Source organism: Thalassotalea sp. HSM 43 (assembly GCF_004752005.1).
GTDB lineage: Bacteria > Pseudomonadota > Gammaproteobacteria > Enterobacterales > Alteromonadaceae > Thalassotalea_A.
This window is the reverse complement of sequence record NZ_CP038493.1, coordinates 749368-764443: the sequence shown is the minus strand read 5'-3', so window position 1 is coordinate 764443 and position 15076 is coordinate 749368. Positions and strand designations below refer to the sequence as shown.

Below are 15076 nucleotides of genomic sequence, written 5' to 3'. Positions count from 1 at the left end.
AGAGATGCTCGATTACGTAAAGTTAGCCATGATGATAACGATATTTGTTGTCTTTGCTATTTCCTTTTATACGGATTTACGTTTTCGACGCATCCCTAATTTATTATGCCTAGTCGCTCTTATTCTCGGATTGGTCTTGCAACTGTTACATAAAGGCAGCGCAGGGTTATTTGAGGGCCTTCTTTGCGTAGGACTCGCATTTATCATTTTATTTCCCTTCTTCGCACTTCGAGCATTAGGTGCTGGAGACGTTAAAATGATGATGGCCGTGGCTAGTATGATGAATATCGAATTTTTTTTACTAACCCTAGGTTATGGCATGGTTATTGGTTTTTTTACCAGCATCGCCTTCGCCCTATATAAGTTAGGTTTTAAACGATTAACGGCAATTGTTAGACATTACATACGTTGCCTTTATTTACGACAATTTATTGCAAGCAATGATAATGAATTTATGAAGCTTAAAGTACCTTACGCGCCCGCATTAGCGGTTGGTTGGGTTATTGCTTGCAGTCAAAATACGGAAGTCATGATGGTTGTCTCAGCGCTTCGGTATCAAGTAGGGATTTAAGTATGGGATTATTTAATTTTGGCAGGAAGAAAGAGACCAAAGCCGAGGAGTCAAAACCTGTGGCAGAACTCGCACCTGCTCAAGCTGAATCTCATAGCAAACAGGGAGATGGGGCAATTAGTCAATCACCATCCGATGTATCGCTTATTAATAAAGCGATAAGCATTAATGAACAGACAAGTGATGCACTCACAATTCACAGCAGTACGGAACAGCAAGCAATCCATAGCGATTTAAACAGCCAAGAGCAAAGACTTGCAGCTCTCGCGCCTCGGCCTAAAGATTTTAGCGATACCGGCTTATCTGAAAAAGTATTGCTAGAAATATTGATAAAAGCTCTATATAACAATGGCGTGTGTACTATTAGACAGCTTGCCGATATCACTTGCTTATCGGGTGGCATATTACAAACACTGGTTGAAGTCGCTAAACATAAAAAGCTTGTTGAGAACCATCAAATTCAAAACAACCAGATGCGATATGGGTTAAGCCACATAGGTGAGATGGCAGCCGAAAAATCTCTCGCCAAAGCAGGCTATCAAGGCCCTGCGCCGGTGCCTCTGAAACAATACTCTGAGATAGCTAGCAAACAATCTAGCCGACAAAAACTGATCACTAAAGATTTGCTGTTAAATGTCTTTTCTAAACTGACATTCTCAGATGATCTTTTAGAAAAAGTAGGCCCTTCACTAAATTCTTTTAAACCCGTGCTTATTTATGGCGCACCGGGAACAGGTAAGAGTTATTTCTGTCGTCATTTAAATATGGTCTTTGGTGATGAGGTGCTTATTCCGTACGCGATAGAAGTAAACGGCGAGATTATACGAGTTTACGATCCAGAGATTCACAAAAAAGTCGACATGAGCCCAGCTGAGCCAAAGAATGGCGTGTTAAGCCTAAAGCAAGGCTTCGACCCAAGATGGGTATTATGTCAAAGACCGCTCGTTGTCACCGGTGGTGAATTAGATGCTGAAATGCTTGAAGTAAGATTTGATCAGCAAAACAAAACCTATAAAGCGCCTCTGCAACTAACAGCCAATAACGGTATTTTGCTGTTAGATGATCTTGGTCGCCAACGAATTTCCGCAAAACAATTATTCAACCGTTGGATTGTGCCTTTGGAAGAGCGAAGAGACTTTTTATCGTTGCAGTCTGGTGCGCATTTCGAGATCCCATTCGAATTGATTATGTTGTTCTCCACCAACTTATCACCAACCGACTTGGTTGATGACGCTTTTCTACGTCGGTTAGGCTACAAAATAGAATTCGAAGAATTATCCGTCGCTCATTATAAAGTGATATGGGATGAGGAATGCATCAAATTTGACTTGATAAGTGATGAATCGTCATTTGAATATCTTGTTAACCAACTACACAAAACGCACGGCAAACCGTATTTGCCATGTTACCCAAGAGACTTACTCTCCATCATCAGTGATCAGGTCAAATATCGAGGGCTCCAAAATAACGTAAATAACGAGCTATTAAACTTTGCCTGGACAAGCTATTTCGTTAGCGAATAACGAATATAAATGGGAGCAAAAATATGAACAAAAATGTACTGATATTTATTCTTTTATCACTGGCCTTTGGTGTCGCAGCGGTATTTATTGCGCAAGATTGGTTGGATGCTAACAAACTCGGAAATATAGAAGCCGGTAAGAAAGCGACAGTGGTTGTTACGACACCAATTCCTGTCGGAACGATTATCGAAGCCAAGCATGTAAAAGTCATGCAGGTATCCGATAATCTGGTTCCTGAAAACGCTTTTGCTAAAACCGCTGAAGTCATTGGTTTAGTTGTTAAAAGTCCGTTATTTCCTAATGAAGTGGTTCGTCAAGAACGCGTTGCCAAAAAGGGGGCAGGTAGTGCATTAGCAAGCTTAATTGCGCCTAATATGCGTGCCATAACCATTCGAGTTAATGATGTTGTTGGTGTTGCTGGTTTTATTCTACCGGGTAACCGGGTCGATGTATTAATGACATCAACTCGTACAGGTGCTGTGCAAACCGAGGTTGTCTTAGAAAATATTAAGATTTTGGCGATAGATCAACGTGCTTCATCTGATGAGAACCAACCGAAAATTGTTCGCGCAGTGACCGTTGAAGTGGATTTGATGCAAGCTGAAGTTCTGCTCAGCTCGCGTAATCAAGGTAGCCTGCAATTAGCGTTGCGCAACCCGAATGACGAGTCTAAAAACGTTATACCTGAAGAGGCTCAACCGCAGATAGCAGAAGTTAACGCTGAACCAGAGCCTGAAACAGAAAAGCCAAAAGTAATAGCCTCAGTAGATTCTCGCAGAAAAGTAGAGGTTATTAAGGGAGTTAAGCGAGAAACGGTGCAAACCACCAACTAAACAATTAGGACTATAACAATGAATATAAAACTAATCGTAGTACCGTTTATTATGCTGATATTAAGTAGTATCGCAGTAGACAACGCATATGCAGGCGGTCCATTTAAAAAAGACGATGACGTGGTCACTGTGCCTATTTTTAAGTCTGATAGCTTAAAAGTGAAAGGTGATATTCAACGGATCTCTATCGGTAATCCACAAATTGCCGATATCCTGATCTTACGAAGTGATGAATTATACGTGCTGGGTAAAGCGTTAGGTACCACCAATGTGATGCTATGGGATGAAAATGATGAATTAATTGATGTCATTAATTTGCAAGTGACCCACGATTTAAACAGTTTAAGAAAAAAATTCCACGATTACTTGCCGAAAGAAGATATTGGTGTCGAAAGCTCACAAGGTCAACTTGTATTGAGTGGCCAATCAACGTCACTAGCGAAAATGGATCAAGCGTATGAACTTGCTAGAGCTTACGCCGAGTCTGCGTCGGCTGTAGGTGGTAAAAAAAGTGAAGTTCTCAACATGCTAAGTGTAGGCGGTGGCCATCAAGTGATGTTGGAAGTGACGGTTGCAGAAGTGCAAAGTGAAATCGCGAGAAAGCTTGATTCTAAAATGTTATTAGCATTCGATGGGTCAGATGGCACAGGCGGTGTTATTTCAGGTGGGGATTTTTTGGACGCATTAGATGTTGGCCCGGCACTAACTCAAGGCTTTTTTGGGAGCTACCTTGATGGCGATATGTTATTTCAATTTGCCTTCGATGTCGCCAAACAACACGGTCTAGCGAAAATACTTGCTGAGCCGAATATCACCGCATTAAGTGGCCAAAAAGCAGAATTCTTATCTGGTGGTGAATTTCCCATTCCAGTTCCTGGCGGAAGTGATAACGGTACAACAATTCAATACCGAGATTTTGGTGTTGGTGTAAGTTTCGTCCCAACAGTTCTAGATTCCGGAAAAATAAACCTTAATTTGAATGTATTGGTCAGTGAGCTGAGTACTGCTGCGGCGGTGTCACTTGCACCTGAAGGCACCAATTCACGTTTTGCTATTCCGTCTATTGTCAAACGCTCGACGTCAACCACTGTTGAGTTAGGCGACGGTCAAACCATCGCTATTGGTGGCTTAATTAGTGATACCTTGCGTGAAACGGTAGATAAGATTCCAGGTTTAGGTGATATACCAATTTTGGGGCAACTATTTAAGAGTCAGGAATTTCAAAAATCACAAACAGAGCTGGTGATTATGGTTACGCCTCGACTGGTTCGTCCGTTCAATAAAAAGGGTGTTGTTTTGCCTACTGAAGGGTTTGTACCAGCCAACGATTTAGAGTTTTATTTGCTTGGTAAAATGACCCAAAAAGAAGAGCCGGAAAGCTTAGATGTTGCACCAAATGAAATGGACGATAGTAGTGATGACATGTTGCCAGATAATGGCGGTACCCAATCATCTTATGGTCACGAACTACAAACAGAAGGCGGAGAATAATGAAAAATTTCCTTATATTGTTGTCAACAACGGCTGTTTTTAGCGGCTGCAGTACCATTCCTGAATATCCGATTTCAGGTAGTTATGCAAAGATCAATGAAATGCAAATCCTTGATCCTATGGCTCCCGAAAACAACAACGGCATCGTAAATGAACTCGATGCGGATTATGGTAAAAAAGTTATCGAAGCGTATAAAAATTCTATTTATGCACCTAAAGAAGGTCGAACCAATACAAGTGCTGCTGCCATCGGTGGTAAGTAAATAGAGGGTTAGTTTATTTAAAGATGGAGGTGAATAATGTTAGGTCGAAGTAAATCGGTTGATAAGCAAAAGGGTAACATTTTGGTGTTATTCACCTTAGGCATTGTGGTTATCATTGGTATGGCAGCTTTAGCTCTTGATGGTGGGCATATTCTCCTTAATAAAAATCGCCTTCAAAACTATGTTGATGCTGCAGCATTGCATGCTGCAAAAACGCTTGATACCGGCGGCAACCATGCTGACGCCCGTTCTGCAGCTGTAGAAATGTTGCAAGCTAATTTAGCGCACGGTGATGCATTTGAGATAAACGATGGCGTTGCTACCTTACCATCATCAGACTCAGTGTTATCAACCAGCACGATTACTGCGCAATTAACGGTTGAGTTTTCACAACGACCAGATCCATTTGCCAGTGTCACCGATGCCAGTGCGCGTTATGTGTTAGTGCGGGTTAGCAATGTGGGGCTAAATAGCTACTTTGCGGGAATGTTTGGATTAGACAAACAAATCTCAGCATCTGCAGTGGCTGGGCCGAGTACCGCTATCACGTTTTGTTCAAATGATTTGGTACCCATGATGATATGTGGCGATTCAACGCAAACTGCGGAAACAAATTTTGGTTTAGGTGCTGGTCAATTACAGGCTTTGAAAATTGATTCTGACCCTAATTCACCGGTCGGTCCAGGTAACTTTCAGTTGATAGAACTTGATGGCCTTAGCGGCGCCAATGATTTGCGTTATGCTATGGCAGGAGCCGATTCCAGCGAATATACATGTTTCTCGCCAGGGGTTGATAATGAAAGTGTACCTACTCAGCCTGGCAATGTCGTTGGCCCAGTAGCGGATGGCCTTAATACTCGTTTTGGTTCTTATCACGGTACCATGAAAGGCGACGAGAACGCCTACCCTCGAGATCAAAATACTTGTGAAGGAAATCTAATAGGCTTTGACGATGATGGAGAAGTAGTCATACCAACGGTTACTGATCCTGATACAGGTGTAGTTAGCAATGACTATTATACTTATCAAAATTACCTTGATGATCATGCAACGGAGTCTTGTACATCCTCAAAAACGATTTTGGACGGCAATTTTCTCCCTGATTCGACGGAAAATGATGCTATCAAACCATTGAGGCGTGAGATTCGAGTGGTCATCGGTGATTGCGGTGATAGCTCTATAAATGGGGCTAATACCGTCGATTTCTTGGGCTTTGGTTGTTTCTTTTTAACCCAGCAAGTTCAGCATACAGGTAATGAAGCTTATGTTGTCGGCGAGTTTAATTCCGTGTGCTCAGGAACTGGGACGCCATCTGGAATTGCTGAGGACAATCCTGGCCCTTACACTATCGTACTATACCATGTTCCAGGGAGCACTACTTCATGATCCGCTCACCTGGTAGAAAACTATCTACGAAAAAACGTCAATTAGGTTTGGCGGCGATTGAGTTCACGCTAATTCTTCCATTATTACTGTTTTTTACCTTTGTTGTGGCGGAGTTTTCGCGACTTTTATATCAGTACAACGCTTTAAACCATATCACCAGAGACGCTTTGCGTTATGCCATAAATGATGCCAGAGATGGCTCAACAGGTAATGTTACAACGGTTGGGATAGCTGATGAATCTAAATCTATCGCCATATATGGTGGAATAACGTCTAGTGGCACCTTATTGCCCAATTTAGCATTAGATGACTTTGTTTTTGTTGATGCGGTTGGTGATGAGGGGGAGTTTGTAACGCTAACGGTTACTTATGATTGGCAACCGCTGATCTTTACCGAGCTACCGCTATTCGTTTCGGGAAATACTATCGATATGTCATTTCCTTTGGTTGTTCGTTACACAATGCGGGTACTTTAATATGTTGCTGAAAAAAAATAACAAAGGAATGTACACCGTAGAGTTCGCTATAGTAGGTAGCGTATTTTTACTGCTGTTTTTTTCGGCAATGGAAATTTCAAGGTTATTGTTTACTTGGAATGTGTTGACTGAAGTATCCAGGCGAGCAGCAAGAGTGGCAACTGTGTGTAATTTACTTACAGATACGAGTGATATCTCTACAATTCCTGCTGTTACATCTCCACCTGCTAATGTAACCAGTTCAGCTATTGCTGGAATTGACAATCTTATTCCAAATCTTAGTGCAGCAAATATACGAATTTTTTATTTAAATCGTAACGGTACTGCAGCATCAAGTCTATCTACCACGCATTTAGTGCGTGCTGAAATTGTCAATTACCAACATGAATTATTAATACCTGGCTTTTTTATAACTCTTAACTCACCAACTTTTAGCGCTACATTGCCTGCTGAAAGCTTGGGAGCCACGCGCTGGGGTTACACAACATGTTAGACAGCAGGGGATCGGATACTGCTTATCTAAGAATTTGAATACTGAGGATGCTATGGAACATAAAGTACGTAAATTATTTGATTGGCAAGAAAACAACACGGACTCAAGCCAACCAGAAGTGATGAAGGAAAAATCGAAAATGTCTTTACCTGTATTAATCGAATCACTATTTGTTTGTGCTGATCCTAATTTACAAGCGACAACAGAAAGCTTTTTGCAGCAGATAAAAAACTTAAGAGTGACATTTGAAAGCAAATTGAACTTTATTAAAAAAGATTATCAATTAGTTTTTATTACTCATACCGGCGATGATATCGAAACCAAAAGCAATCTTGAACGAGCAGGAAAAGCGGGCTTTCCAATTGTTTTAATCGCCGAAAACCTGTCACAAGATATCATGAAACAGGCGATTTCTCTTAAAGTTCATGATGTTTTATCAATGACTGAATTTGAACAAGAAGCATTCAACACCATCAAAAAAGTCAGCGATGAACTGTTTAGTCAAGCTGAACTCGCACCGATTATTTCAGTCATTAATGGTAAAGCGGGCAGTGGCGCCAGTTTTATCACCAATTGCATGGCGCAAATTATTGCTGAAGATGCAACGGTTGCGGTAGTTGATGGTGATCTTCAGTTTGGTACATTGGCAGATAGCATGGGCTTTACCCCCGAATATTACTTAGATCAAGCCTTACAAGATGTTGATGAGCTTGACTCTACAGCGATTAAGTCAATGATGTGCCATCGTGATAACTTGAGTTTATTGCCGGTAAAGTCGTTCTCGCAAATTAATGAATTAAGCGACATAGATCATGGGCAATTATCGCAGCTGATTTACAAAATTCGCAGTGACTATTCTTATTTGATCACCGACTTATCTAGAGGCTTGGAAGCATTTTCGTTCAATATACTCGACGTATCAGATGCGATTTTCATTGTTGTACAACAAAATATCGTGAGTATTCGAGAAGCCAAAGCACTCGTTAAACAACTGATAGAAAGACTAGGAATACCAAAGGCAAAAATATCTATCTTACTAAATCGTTACTCAAGCAAGTACAGCAGTATTAGTGACAAAGATGTCGCTGAGGCTACCGGAATCGATGCTGTGTATGCAATTGAGAATGATCATCAATTTGCTAATTCATGTACCGATCTCGCAAAAACCGTGAGAGAGTTGTCAAGTTCAAAAGTTATCGAACAAAACTTACGCAATGCTATTGCGCAAGCAACACCAGTTGAATTTATGGAAAAAGACTCTTCTGGAAGCTTTTGGTCATTTTTAAAGAGGGATAAATAAATGGAAATGGTCGCAGAAAACTATTTCGAGAGTTTAAGTGCTCAAGATTTAGATATAAAACAAGAACTATACACACAGTTGATCAAAATGATGGACTTGTCGGTGTTAGAAACCATGGATTCAGCTAATGCTGAGGAGCAAATAACCGAAGCGTGTAATCATTTACTCAATGAAACCTCTAGACCATTAAATTTGTCGGTTCGTCAAAAAATCATTAAGTTAATTATTGATGAGATTTTAGGGTTAGGGCCATTAGAGACGTTATTTGCTGATCCAACAATTTCAGATATTTTGGTGAATAGCTTTGATAATATTTTTGTCGAGAGGCACGGTAAATTAGAACGTGTTCCTGTGCAATTTTATGATAACTCTCATTTGCTTAATATTATCGATCGTATTGTATCAGGTGTTGGCCGTCGCATAGATGAGTCATCACCAATGGTTGATGCAAGACTTAAAGACGGTTCTCGAGTAAACGCCATCATACCTCCTCTTGCCTTAGATGGCCCTTCACTGTCCATTCGTCGATTTACCGTTGAAAAACTTAGAGCGCACCAACTTGTTGAATATCGTTCAATGAGTGAAGAAATAGGCAAACTGATTCAGGCTGCCGTACATGGCAAATTAAATATATTGATTTCGGGTGGTACTGGTAGTGGTAAAACTACCTTGCTTAATATCTTATCTGGCTACATTCCGTCAGACGAACGCATTATCACCATCGAAGATTCTGCCGAATTGCAGCTGCAACAACCCCACGTTGTTCGACTAGAAACACGCGTTGCTAATATTGAAGGTGTAGGTGAAGTGATGCAGCGTGATTTGGTGAAAAACTGTTTGCGTATGCGTCCAGACCGCATTGTTATCGGTGAGGTACGTGGTGCCGAAGCGATTGATATGCTGGCAGCTATGAATACCGGTCATGAAGGCTCACTGACAACCTTGCATGCTAACAGTCCACGAGATGCATTAAGTCGCTTGGAAAATATGGTTTGTATGGGTGGCATTGATATGCCGGTTCACAATATTAGAGCGCAAATAGCTTCCGCCATAGATTTAGTGGTGCAATTGCAACGACAGGAAGATGGTAAGCGACGTATAACCAGTGTGTCTGAGATTAATGGTATGGAGGGCGATGTCATTACCATGTCTGAGATATTTACCTTCCAACGTCGAGGAAAGACTGAATCAGGAGACATCATTGGTGAGTTTAAAGCGACCGGTGTTGTGCCAAATTTCCATAAACAGATATTGATGAAAGGTATTGATTTACCACACTCTGTTTTTGGTGTTGATATCGAAACCATTAATTTTTAGGAGACAGGTATGAGTAATGAATTAACATTCCTGTTGCTGATATTTGGCGCTGTGATTTTTATGTCGCAGACGTTATTAGTATCCGTTTACAGCCCGCAACGGGCAAAAACAAAAATGCTGAAAACGAAACTGAAAGATCTTTCAGATTCAGCGGATGCGCAACTTGATTTAATCAAAGCCAAGCGCCTAGAAAAATTATCCCCGATGTTACGCTATGTTGAAAGCGAGACGTTTGTTGGCGATATAACCTCTAAATTAGAAATGGGCGGCTCAAAGTTATTTGGCCATCAGTATATCTTAATTGTAATAACGATCATTGCCTTGGTCTCCCCGTTAGTATGGTTGTTTACTCGAGACTGGCTCTTTTTATTGGTGGTTGCTGCAATCATTAGTTTTGCATCTATGGTCAAGCTCAATCGCGATATCACCAAGCGTTTTGAAAAAATCGAAGAGCAATTTCCAGAAGCTTTAGATGTGTTAAAGCGTGGCTTGCAAGCGGGTTACGCATTTTCGGAAGCTTTAAAGCTGGTTTGTGAAGAGTCACGCGGTGAACTCGCTTATGAATTCAACTTGATGTTCCATCAAATTAATTTTGGTAATGATGTTAAAACGGCATTATACAACTTCGTTGGCCGAGTACCTATTACATCTGCTATGGCGTTTGCTAGCGCCGTAAGTATTCAAAAAGAAACCGGTGGTAACCTTGCTGAAAAAATAGAAACCTTATCTCGTGTTATTAGACAACGATTTGGTTTTAAACGTAAGGTTAAAACTATGTCAGCGGAAGGACGATTATCAGCTTGGATACTTGTTCTGACCCCGTTTTTACTTTTTGCTATGTTGCATATCGTCTCGCCTGGCTACTTAACACAGCTAGTCGCTTCAGAAGAAGGCATCGATTTACTTAAATTTGGTCTTGTCAGCATGATGATAGGTATTTGGTGGATCAGCAAACTAATACAGATAGAGCTTTAATATGGATTATTTACTGTCTTTAATTCGCGAATATACCGATGACCCGGCAACGGTTCAAGCTATTTTCTATGCAGTAACAGGACTTGCCGGTGTGACTCTCGCTGCGGCTATCAGCCTGTTTGTTTCTGGTGTTTATTCACCAATTAAAATTCAACTTGAAAGGCTAAAAACTGGTGAGAAACAAAATTTCACCAAACAGGAAGGATTTTCTAAGTCGTTAGAACAGGGGTTGGATAAATCATCTTGGTTACCTTCAAGAATGGGCGGCGATAGCGAAAGTAAAAAATTGCTTATCCACGCCGGTTACCATAACGAAAGCGCACTAAAAATTTATAATGCGATTAAGTTGTTTTTACTGCTAATTGCCGGCGCAGCATCACTCGCGGCATTGCAATATTTACCCAATATGTCTTCAACCATGTCGTTTTATGTGGTGGCGATGATTGTTGGTCTTGGTTATATCGCACCAGGTCTGGTGCTCACTCATTTAGCCAATAAGCGTATGAATGGTTTGCGCAAGTTTTTTCCTGATGCATTGGATTTGCTTGTTGTTTGTTGTGAGTCAGGCCTTGGCTTACTTGAAGCCTTTCAAAGGGTCAGTAAAGAGATGGAGTTCTCACACCCCGAGTTATCGCATGAACTTGCCTTAGTGTGCCGTAAAGTGCGGGTAGGCTATTCGATGCAAGATGCGTTGCATGAATTCTCTGAACGTACGGGTTTAGAAGATATTCGCGGTCTTAATTCTGTTATTGTCCAAAGTTTGCGTTTGGGTACGGGAATTGCCGATACGTTACGTGTTTATGCCGATGAATACCGTGATAAGCGTTTGCAGGCTGCAGAAGAGAAAGCGGCCAAGCTTGGTACTAAGATGCTGTTCCCTATGTTATTTTGTATTTGGCCATCGTTTTTTATTGTTGCCGTAGGACCTGCTATATTGAAAGTAATGAGCGTTTGGGATAAAGCGTTTTAAACCGCGTAACTGGAGTGCGTATGCATATAAAAATACTAAGAATAATGCTGGTTCCAATGGTGGCCTTGTTTGTTTCGGCGTGTCAAACCACGGAAGAGCAGCCGACATCAATGCAGCAATATGCGAGACAAGATTTATTTGGTGAAGGGAAAACGAATACCCATTTAACCACCGAGACCTTTGAGAAAGCATTTGAATTCGCTCTGAGCTCTGAACGCTCAGGGGATACAGACCAAGCCTTATATTATTATATTCAGTGCTTAGAATATCAGCCAGATAATGCAGATGTTCTCTATCGAATCGCTCGCATCCACGATAGACAAGGTAATCACAAGATCGCGGTTAGAGCATATCGAGAAGCATTACTTAACGACAACAGTATGGTTTTTGCCCATCAAGCGTTGGGCATTATTGAAGTTGAAAATGGTAATTTTGAGTTAGGTAAAACCCATCTGTTACAAGCTATTTTACAAGATCAGAAACGCTTAGAAGAACTCGGTGCAGTTAAAGAAATGGGCTATTTTGTGCCAGATACTGAATCCCCCGTCGATGCATACAATGTAACCGGTGTGATAGAAGATATGGATCGAAACTTCGAACTCGCACGTACCTATTATAATCTGGCGCTCAAAATTAACGCCAAGTCAGCGAATATTTTGTCCAACATTGGTTACTCCTATTACCTTACGGGTGATTTAGTATTAGCCGAAAAGTATTTTAAAAAGGCCATAAACAGTAATAATCAGTTTAAGCGAGGTTGGACTAACTTGGGGCTGGTATATGCTCGCAAAGGTCAATATAATCGAGCCATTAAAACCTTCAAACAAGTCATGCCGGAGCACGATGCTTACAATGACTTAGGCTATTTTGTCCTTCTCGAAGGGCGTATAGATGAAGCGGAATATTTCTTTAAAAAAGCAATAGATTTATCACCACGTTATTTCGAAAAAGCCAATATAAATTTAGAAAAGGTTGAGATGAAAAAACGTGATATGCAATTACAGCAAGAACAGTCGTTGTCGTTAACTCAAGATAAGGTATCCGAATCTGTTTCATTGAGTACAGAAACAGGCAATCAAGTTGCAGCAAGCATTGATACGACTGTTATAGAAACGAGTCAATAAATGACTCTATAGAGAAAACCTTGATAGCAGAGAAGCAAAGCAATCCATCAATTCGCGTGTTAGATAGCAATAATTATGGCTCGATAAATGCTCGAGTGTTATCTGACAGCATCACATTAATAGACATTAGCCACGAAAGATTTGAGGCATCATTGTCGTTGCATGGTGGTCAAATTTTAAGTTGGCAACCTAACGGTCAGCAAGAGGTTTTTTGGCTGAGCAAAAAAGCGAAATATGACCAGGCAGAGGCAATAAGAGGTGGGGTTCCACTGTGTTGGCCTTGGTTTGGCGCTTTAGAAGGTGGTGGCAATCATGGGTTTGCCAGAACATCACAGTGGTCGTTAGCAGAATATCACATCAACCAAGATGACGTTGTGCTTACATTAGTACTAGCGGGCGAGCAAAGCCAGAATATTTGGCCATTTAAATATCAACTAACGCAACGTATTGTGATCTCAAGTTCATTACAGCAATCATTAGATGTCACCAATACCGGTGATAAAGCATTTCGTTTTAATGGTGCTTTGCACAGTTATTTTGGTGTCAGTGACCCTAAATACGTTGCCGTACCTGTTTTGAATAATCATTTCTATGATGACAAAATAAGTTCTCACCTAAAATGCACACCAAGCGATGTGTTTGACTGTGTTGGGCCGATTGATAGAATTTATCATTGCAATTCTTCAGCGACAATTTTTGATAAACACTGGAAACGTGCTATCGAAATTAAAAAGTCCAATTGCCCGCAATGGGTATTATGGAACCCAGGCAAAGCCACGGCATCAACTATGGCGGATGTGCACCAAGGTGGAGAGAATGAGTTTGTTTGTCTAGAAGCGGCAAACACCAATTGGCTTACCGTCGAACCTGGAAAGTCTATAGAACTTAGCCAAGAGATTCAGGTTTACAATATCTAAATAACACGAGAGATTAGTGCTATCCCACTCGTAAATTATCGAGCAGTATTTGCTGGGTAAATGAGGTTTTTAAATAAAAACCTCTAGGTAGAGTCATAAATGGTTTTCCGTGCTTATCAAATGCTTGAGTTTTTGCTTTTGAATTTGCCGCTTTGGGTCTAAGTTGCATCACTTGCCCATAGCTGCCATTTATTTTCTCGACTTCTCCCATGGCAATCATATCGGTCAGTTCTTGCCAATCGTCTTTTAATAATTGTTCTTGTTCTTGGCTCGCTTGCCATAAAAAAGGTGTGCAAACGATGCGCTCAGCAATTGGGATATGCCGCTCGGAAATAATCGGTACCCATAAGACTTTGTTGAGCTTGTTGCGAATATGACTGGTTTCCCAAGTTTCACCGGTGATGCCGGTAAGTGGGGCGACACAAACGAAGGTTGTTTCTAAAGGTTTTCCTTGGTCATTAATAGGCAAAGTTTTTAATTCGATACCTAATTCTGGGAAGTCAGGTAATGGTCTTGAACCGGCATGTGCGCCTAATACTTTTTCGAGCAGTAAGCCAATCCAACCTTTTTCTCGATTGAGACTTTCAGGGACGGCAACCTTATGCTGCTCGGCTAAATCACCTAATGAAAACCCAGCGATGCTTTGCGCAGTTTTCATAAGTTGATGTTCGCTACTTGGGATCCTAGTCATGACTCGTTTTGATTAAACTATTTTCGCTTATTATGTCGTGAATTAGTTAAAATAGAAATTATTTCTCCGTTTATTTGCTCCAAAGTGAAGTTTGTGGAACAATCAATTTAACAACGTAGAATTGAACGGGAGTTCACGTGATTGATGCCGAAGGCTTTAGAGCCAACGTCGGCATAGTAATTACAAATGGTAAAGGCCAGGTGTTTTGGGCCAGACGCTATAATCAGCATTCATGGCAGTTTCCGCAAGGTGGTGTCGATGAAGGTGAATCAGCTGAACAAACCATGTTTCGTGAATTATATGAAGAAGTTGGCTTAAAGCCACACCAAGTAGAAGTCATAGCAACGTCTAAGCATTGGTTAAAATATCGATTACCGAAACGCTTGATCAGACACGACAGCAACCCTGTATGTATTGGTCAAAAGCAAAAATGGTTTTTATTAAAGCTCACTTGCGCTGATGAAGATGTTGACTTGTTGCATTCCTCTCATCCCGAATTTGATGACTGGCGATGGGTAAGTTACTGGTATCCAGTACGACAAGTTGTATCATTTAAGCGCGATGTCTATCGTCGAGTGATGAAAGAGTTTTCGCCAATAGCGTTACCGAAAGGGCAGTACGAAAATAGTGATTTTAGATCGAGTAAGCCAAGAAAAGGCCATAATCAACGAAGAAACCACCGCCGTCGTAAAGCAAAAAGTTAGTCTAAAGTAGTTACTTTGCCGCAATAAAGAAAAACCACGCCT

Annotated in this window: 16 protein-coding genes; 15 read left to right on the top strand and 1 reads right to left on the bottom strand. The window is 41.0% G+C overall.

What is annotated here, in order from left to right; genetic code table 11:
* Positions 1 to 4 precede the first annotated feature (4 nt).
* From E2K93_RS03215 to E2K93_RS03150, 14 genes are read left to right on the top strand one after another with little or no spacing between them, the layout of a single operon-like run.
* Entirely contained in the window at positions 5 to 571 is a 567-nt protein-coding gene (locus E2K93_RS03215; protein ID WP_135437706.1) for an A24 family peptidase, read from the top strand.
* A 2-nt stretch (positions 572 to 573) separates the two neighbouring features.
* Positions 574 to 2094, top strand: a complete 1521-nt coding sequence (locus E2K93_RS03210; RefSeq protein ID WP_228445466.1) for an AAA family ATPase — start codon at positions 574 to 576, stop codon at positions 2092 to 2094.
* 23 nt (positions 2095 to 2117) lie between these two features.
* Positions 2118 to 2927, top strand: coding sequence for a Flp pilus assembly protein CpaB (cpaB, locus tag E2K93_RS03205; protein WP_135437705.1), 810 nt, complete (start codon positions 2118 to 2120; stop codon positions 2925 to 2927).
* 18 nt (positions 2928 to 2945) lie between these two features.
* Positions 2946 to 4418, top strand: coding sequence for a type II and III secretion system protein family protein (locus tag E2K93_RS03200; RefSeq protein ID WP_135437704.1), 1473 nt, complete (start codon positions 2946 to 2948; stop codon positions 4416 to 4418).
* Positions 4418 to 4681, top strand: coding sequence for a hypothetical protein (locus E2K93_RS03195; protein ID WP_135437703.1), 264 nt, complete (start codon positions 4418 to 4420; stop codon positions 4679 to 4681). Before E2K93_RS03200 ends, E2K93_RS03195 begins: the two co-directional genes overlap by 1 nt.
* Positions 4682 to 4717: 36 nt before the next feature.
* Positions 4718 to 6067 (top strand): TadE/TadG family type IV pilus assembly protein, encoded by a 1350-nt coding sequence (locus E2K93_RS03190; RefSeq protein WP_135437702.1) that lies wholly within the window; start codon positions 4718 to 4720, stop codon positions 6065 to 6067.
* Positions 6064 to 6543 carry a TadE/TadG family type IV pilus assembly protein gene (locus E2K93_RS03185; RefSeq protein ID WP_135437701.1) on the top strand — a complete coding sequence of 160 codons (480 nt, stop codon included), beginning with the start codon at positions 6064 to 6066 and terminating at the stop codon, positions 6541 to 6543. Before E2K93_RS03190 ends, E2K93_RS03185 begins: the two co-directional genes overlap by 4 nt.
* A 1-nt stretch (position 6544) precedes the next feature.
* The gene (locus E2K93_RS03180; RefSeq protein WP_135437700.1) at positions 6545 to 7036 is read left to right on the top strand and encodes a TadE/TadG family type IV pilus assembly protein; all 492 of its coding nucleotides are present in this window, start codon (positions 6545 to 6547) and stop codon (positions 7034 to 7036) included.
* 52 nt (positions 7037 to 7088) lie between these two features.
* Positions 7089 to 8336, top strand: coding sequence for an AAA family ATPase (locus E2K93_RS03175; RefSeq protein ID WP_135437699.1), 1248 nt, complete (start codon positions 7089 to 7091; stop codon positions 8334 to 8336).
* A complete protein-coding gene (locus E2K93_RS03170) occupies positions 8337 to 9653 on the top strand; it encodes a CpaF family protein (protein WP_135437698.1) in 1317 nt (438 codons plus the stop codon).
* Between the two features lie 9 nt (positions 9654 to 9662).
* A complete protein-coding gene (locus tag E2K93_RS03165; RefSeq protein WP_135437697.1) occupies positions 9663 to 10628 on the top strand; it encodes a type II secretion system F family protein in 966 nt (321 codons plus the stop codon).
* Position 10629: 1 nt separating this feature from the next.
* Positions 10630 to 11598: a type II secretion system F family protein gene (locus tag E2K93_RS03160; protein ID WP_135437696.1), complete on the top strand. Its 969-nt coding sequence runs from the start codon at positions 10630 to 10632 to the stop codon at positions 11596 to 11598.
* 20 nt (positions 11599 to 11618) lie between these two features.
* On the top strand, positions 11619 to 12722 hold the full coding sequence (locus E2K93_RS03155; protein WP_135437695.1) for a tetratricopeptide repeat protein: 1104 nt from the start codon (positions 11619 to 11621) through the stop codon (positions 12720 to 12722).
* A gap of 20 nt (positions 12723 to 12742) precedes the next feature.
* Positions 12743 to 13639, top strand: a complete 897-nt coding sequence (locus E2K93_RS03150; RefSeq protein WP_189637840.1) for a D-hexose-6-phosphate mutarotase — start codon at positions 12743 to 12745, stop codon at positions 13637 to 13639.
* Between the two features lie 19 nt (positions 13640 to 13658).
* Here E2K93_RS03150 and mutH read toward each other — a convergent pair whose 3' ends face one another.
* Entirely contained in the window at positions 13659 to 14330 is a 672-nt protein-coding gene (mutH, locus tag E2K93_RS03145) for a DNA mismatch repair endonuclease MutH (RefSeq protein WP_135437693.1), read from the bottom strand.
* Positions 14331 to 14467: 137 nt separating this feature from the next.
* On the opposite strand from mutH, the gene rppH reads away from it, so the two are divergent.
* Positions 14468 to 15034, top strand: coding sequence for an RNA pyrophosphohydrolase (gene rppH, locus E2K93_RS03140; protein WP_135437692.1), 567 nt, complete (start codon positions 14468 to 14470; stop codon positions 15032 to 15034).
* Positions 15035 to 15076 lie beyond the last annotated feature (42 nt).

Excerpts from the sequence above, each read along its gene's own strand:
- E2K93_RS03215 (WP_135437706.1), top strand. The coding sequence starts at position 5 with ATGCTCGATTACGTAAAGTTAGCCATGATGATAACGATATTTGTTGTC.
- E2K93_RS03210 (WP_228445466.1), top strand. The coding sequence starts at position 574 with ATGGGATTATTTAATTTTGGCAGGAAGAAAGAGACCAAAGCCGAGGAG.
- cpaB (WP_135437705.1), top strand. The coding sequence starts at position 2,118 with ATGAACAAAAATGTACTGATATTTATTCTTTTATCACTGGCCTTTGGT.
- E2K93_RS03200 (WP_135437704.1), top strand. The coding sequence starts at position 2,946 with ATGAATATAAAACTAATCGTAGTACCGTTTATTATGCTGATATTAAGT.
- E2K93_RS03195 (WP_135437703.1), top strand. The coding sequence starts at position 4,418 with ATGAAAAATTTCCTTATATTGTTGTCAACAACGGCTGTTTTTAGCGGC.
- E2K93_RS03190 (WP_135437702.1), top strand. The coding sequence starts at position 4,718 with ATGTTAGGTCGAAGTAAATCGGTTGATAAGCAAAAGGGTAACATTTTG.
- E2K93_RS03185 (WP_135437701.1), top strand. The coding sequence starts at position 6,064 with ATGATCCGCTCACCTGGTAGAAAACTATCTACGAAAAAACGTCAATTA.
- E2K93_RS03180 (WP_135437700.1), top strand. The coding sequence starts at position 6,545 with ATGTTGCTGAAAAAAAATAACAAAGGAATGTACACCGTAGAGTTCGCT.
- E2K93_RS03175 (WP_135437699.1), top strand. The coding sequence starts at position 7,089 with ATGGAACATAAAGTACGTAAATTATTTGATTGGCAAGAAAACAACACG.
- E2K93_RS03170 (WP_135437698.1), top strand. The coding sequence starts at position 8,337 with ATGGAAATGGTCGCAGAAAACTATTTCGAGAGTTTAAGTGCTCAAGAT.
- E2K93_RS03165 (WP_135437697.1), top strand. The coding sequence starts at position 9,663 with ATGAGTAATGAATTAACATTCCTGTTGCTGATATTTGGCGCTGTGATT.
- E2K93_RS03160 (WP_135437696.1), top strand. The coding sequence starts at position 10,630 with ATGGATTATTTACTGTCTTTAATTCGCGAATATACCGATGACCCGGCA.
- E2K93_RS03155 (WP_135437695.1), top strand. The coding sequence starts at position 11,619 with ATGCATATAAAAATACTAAGAATAATGCTGGTTCCAATGGTGGCCTTG.
- mutH (WP_135437693.1), bottom strand. The coding sequence starts at position 14,330 with ATGACTAGGATCCCAAGTAGCGAACATCAACTTATGAAAACTGCGCAA.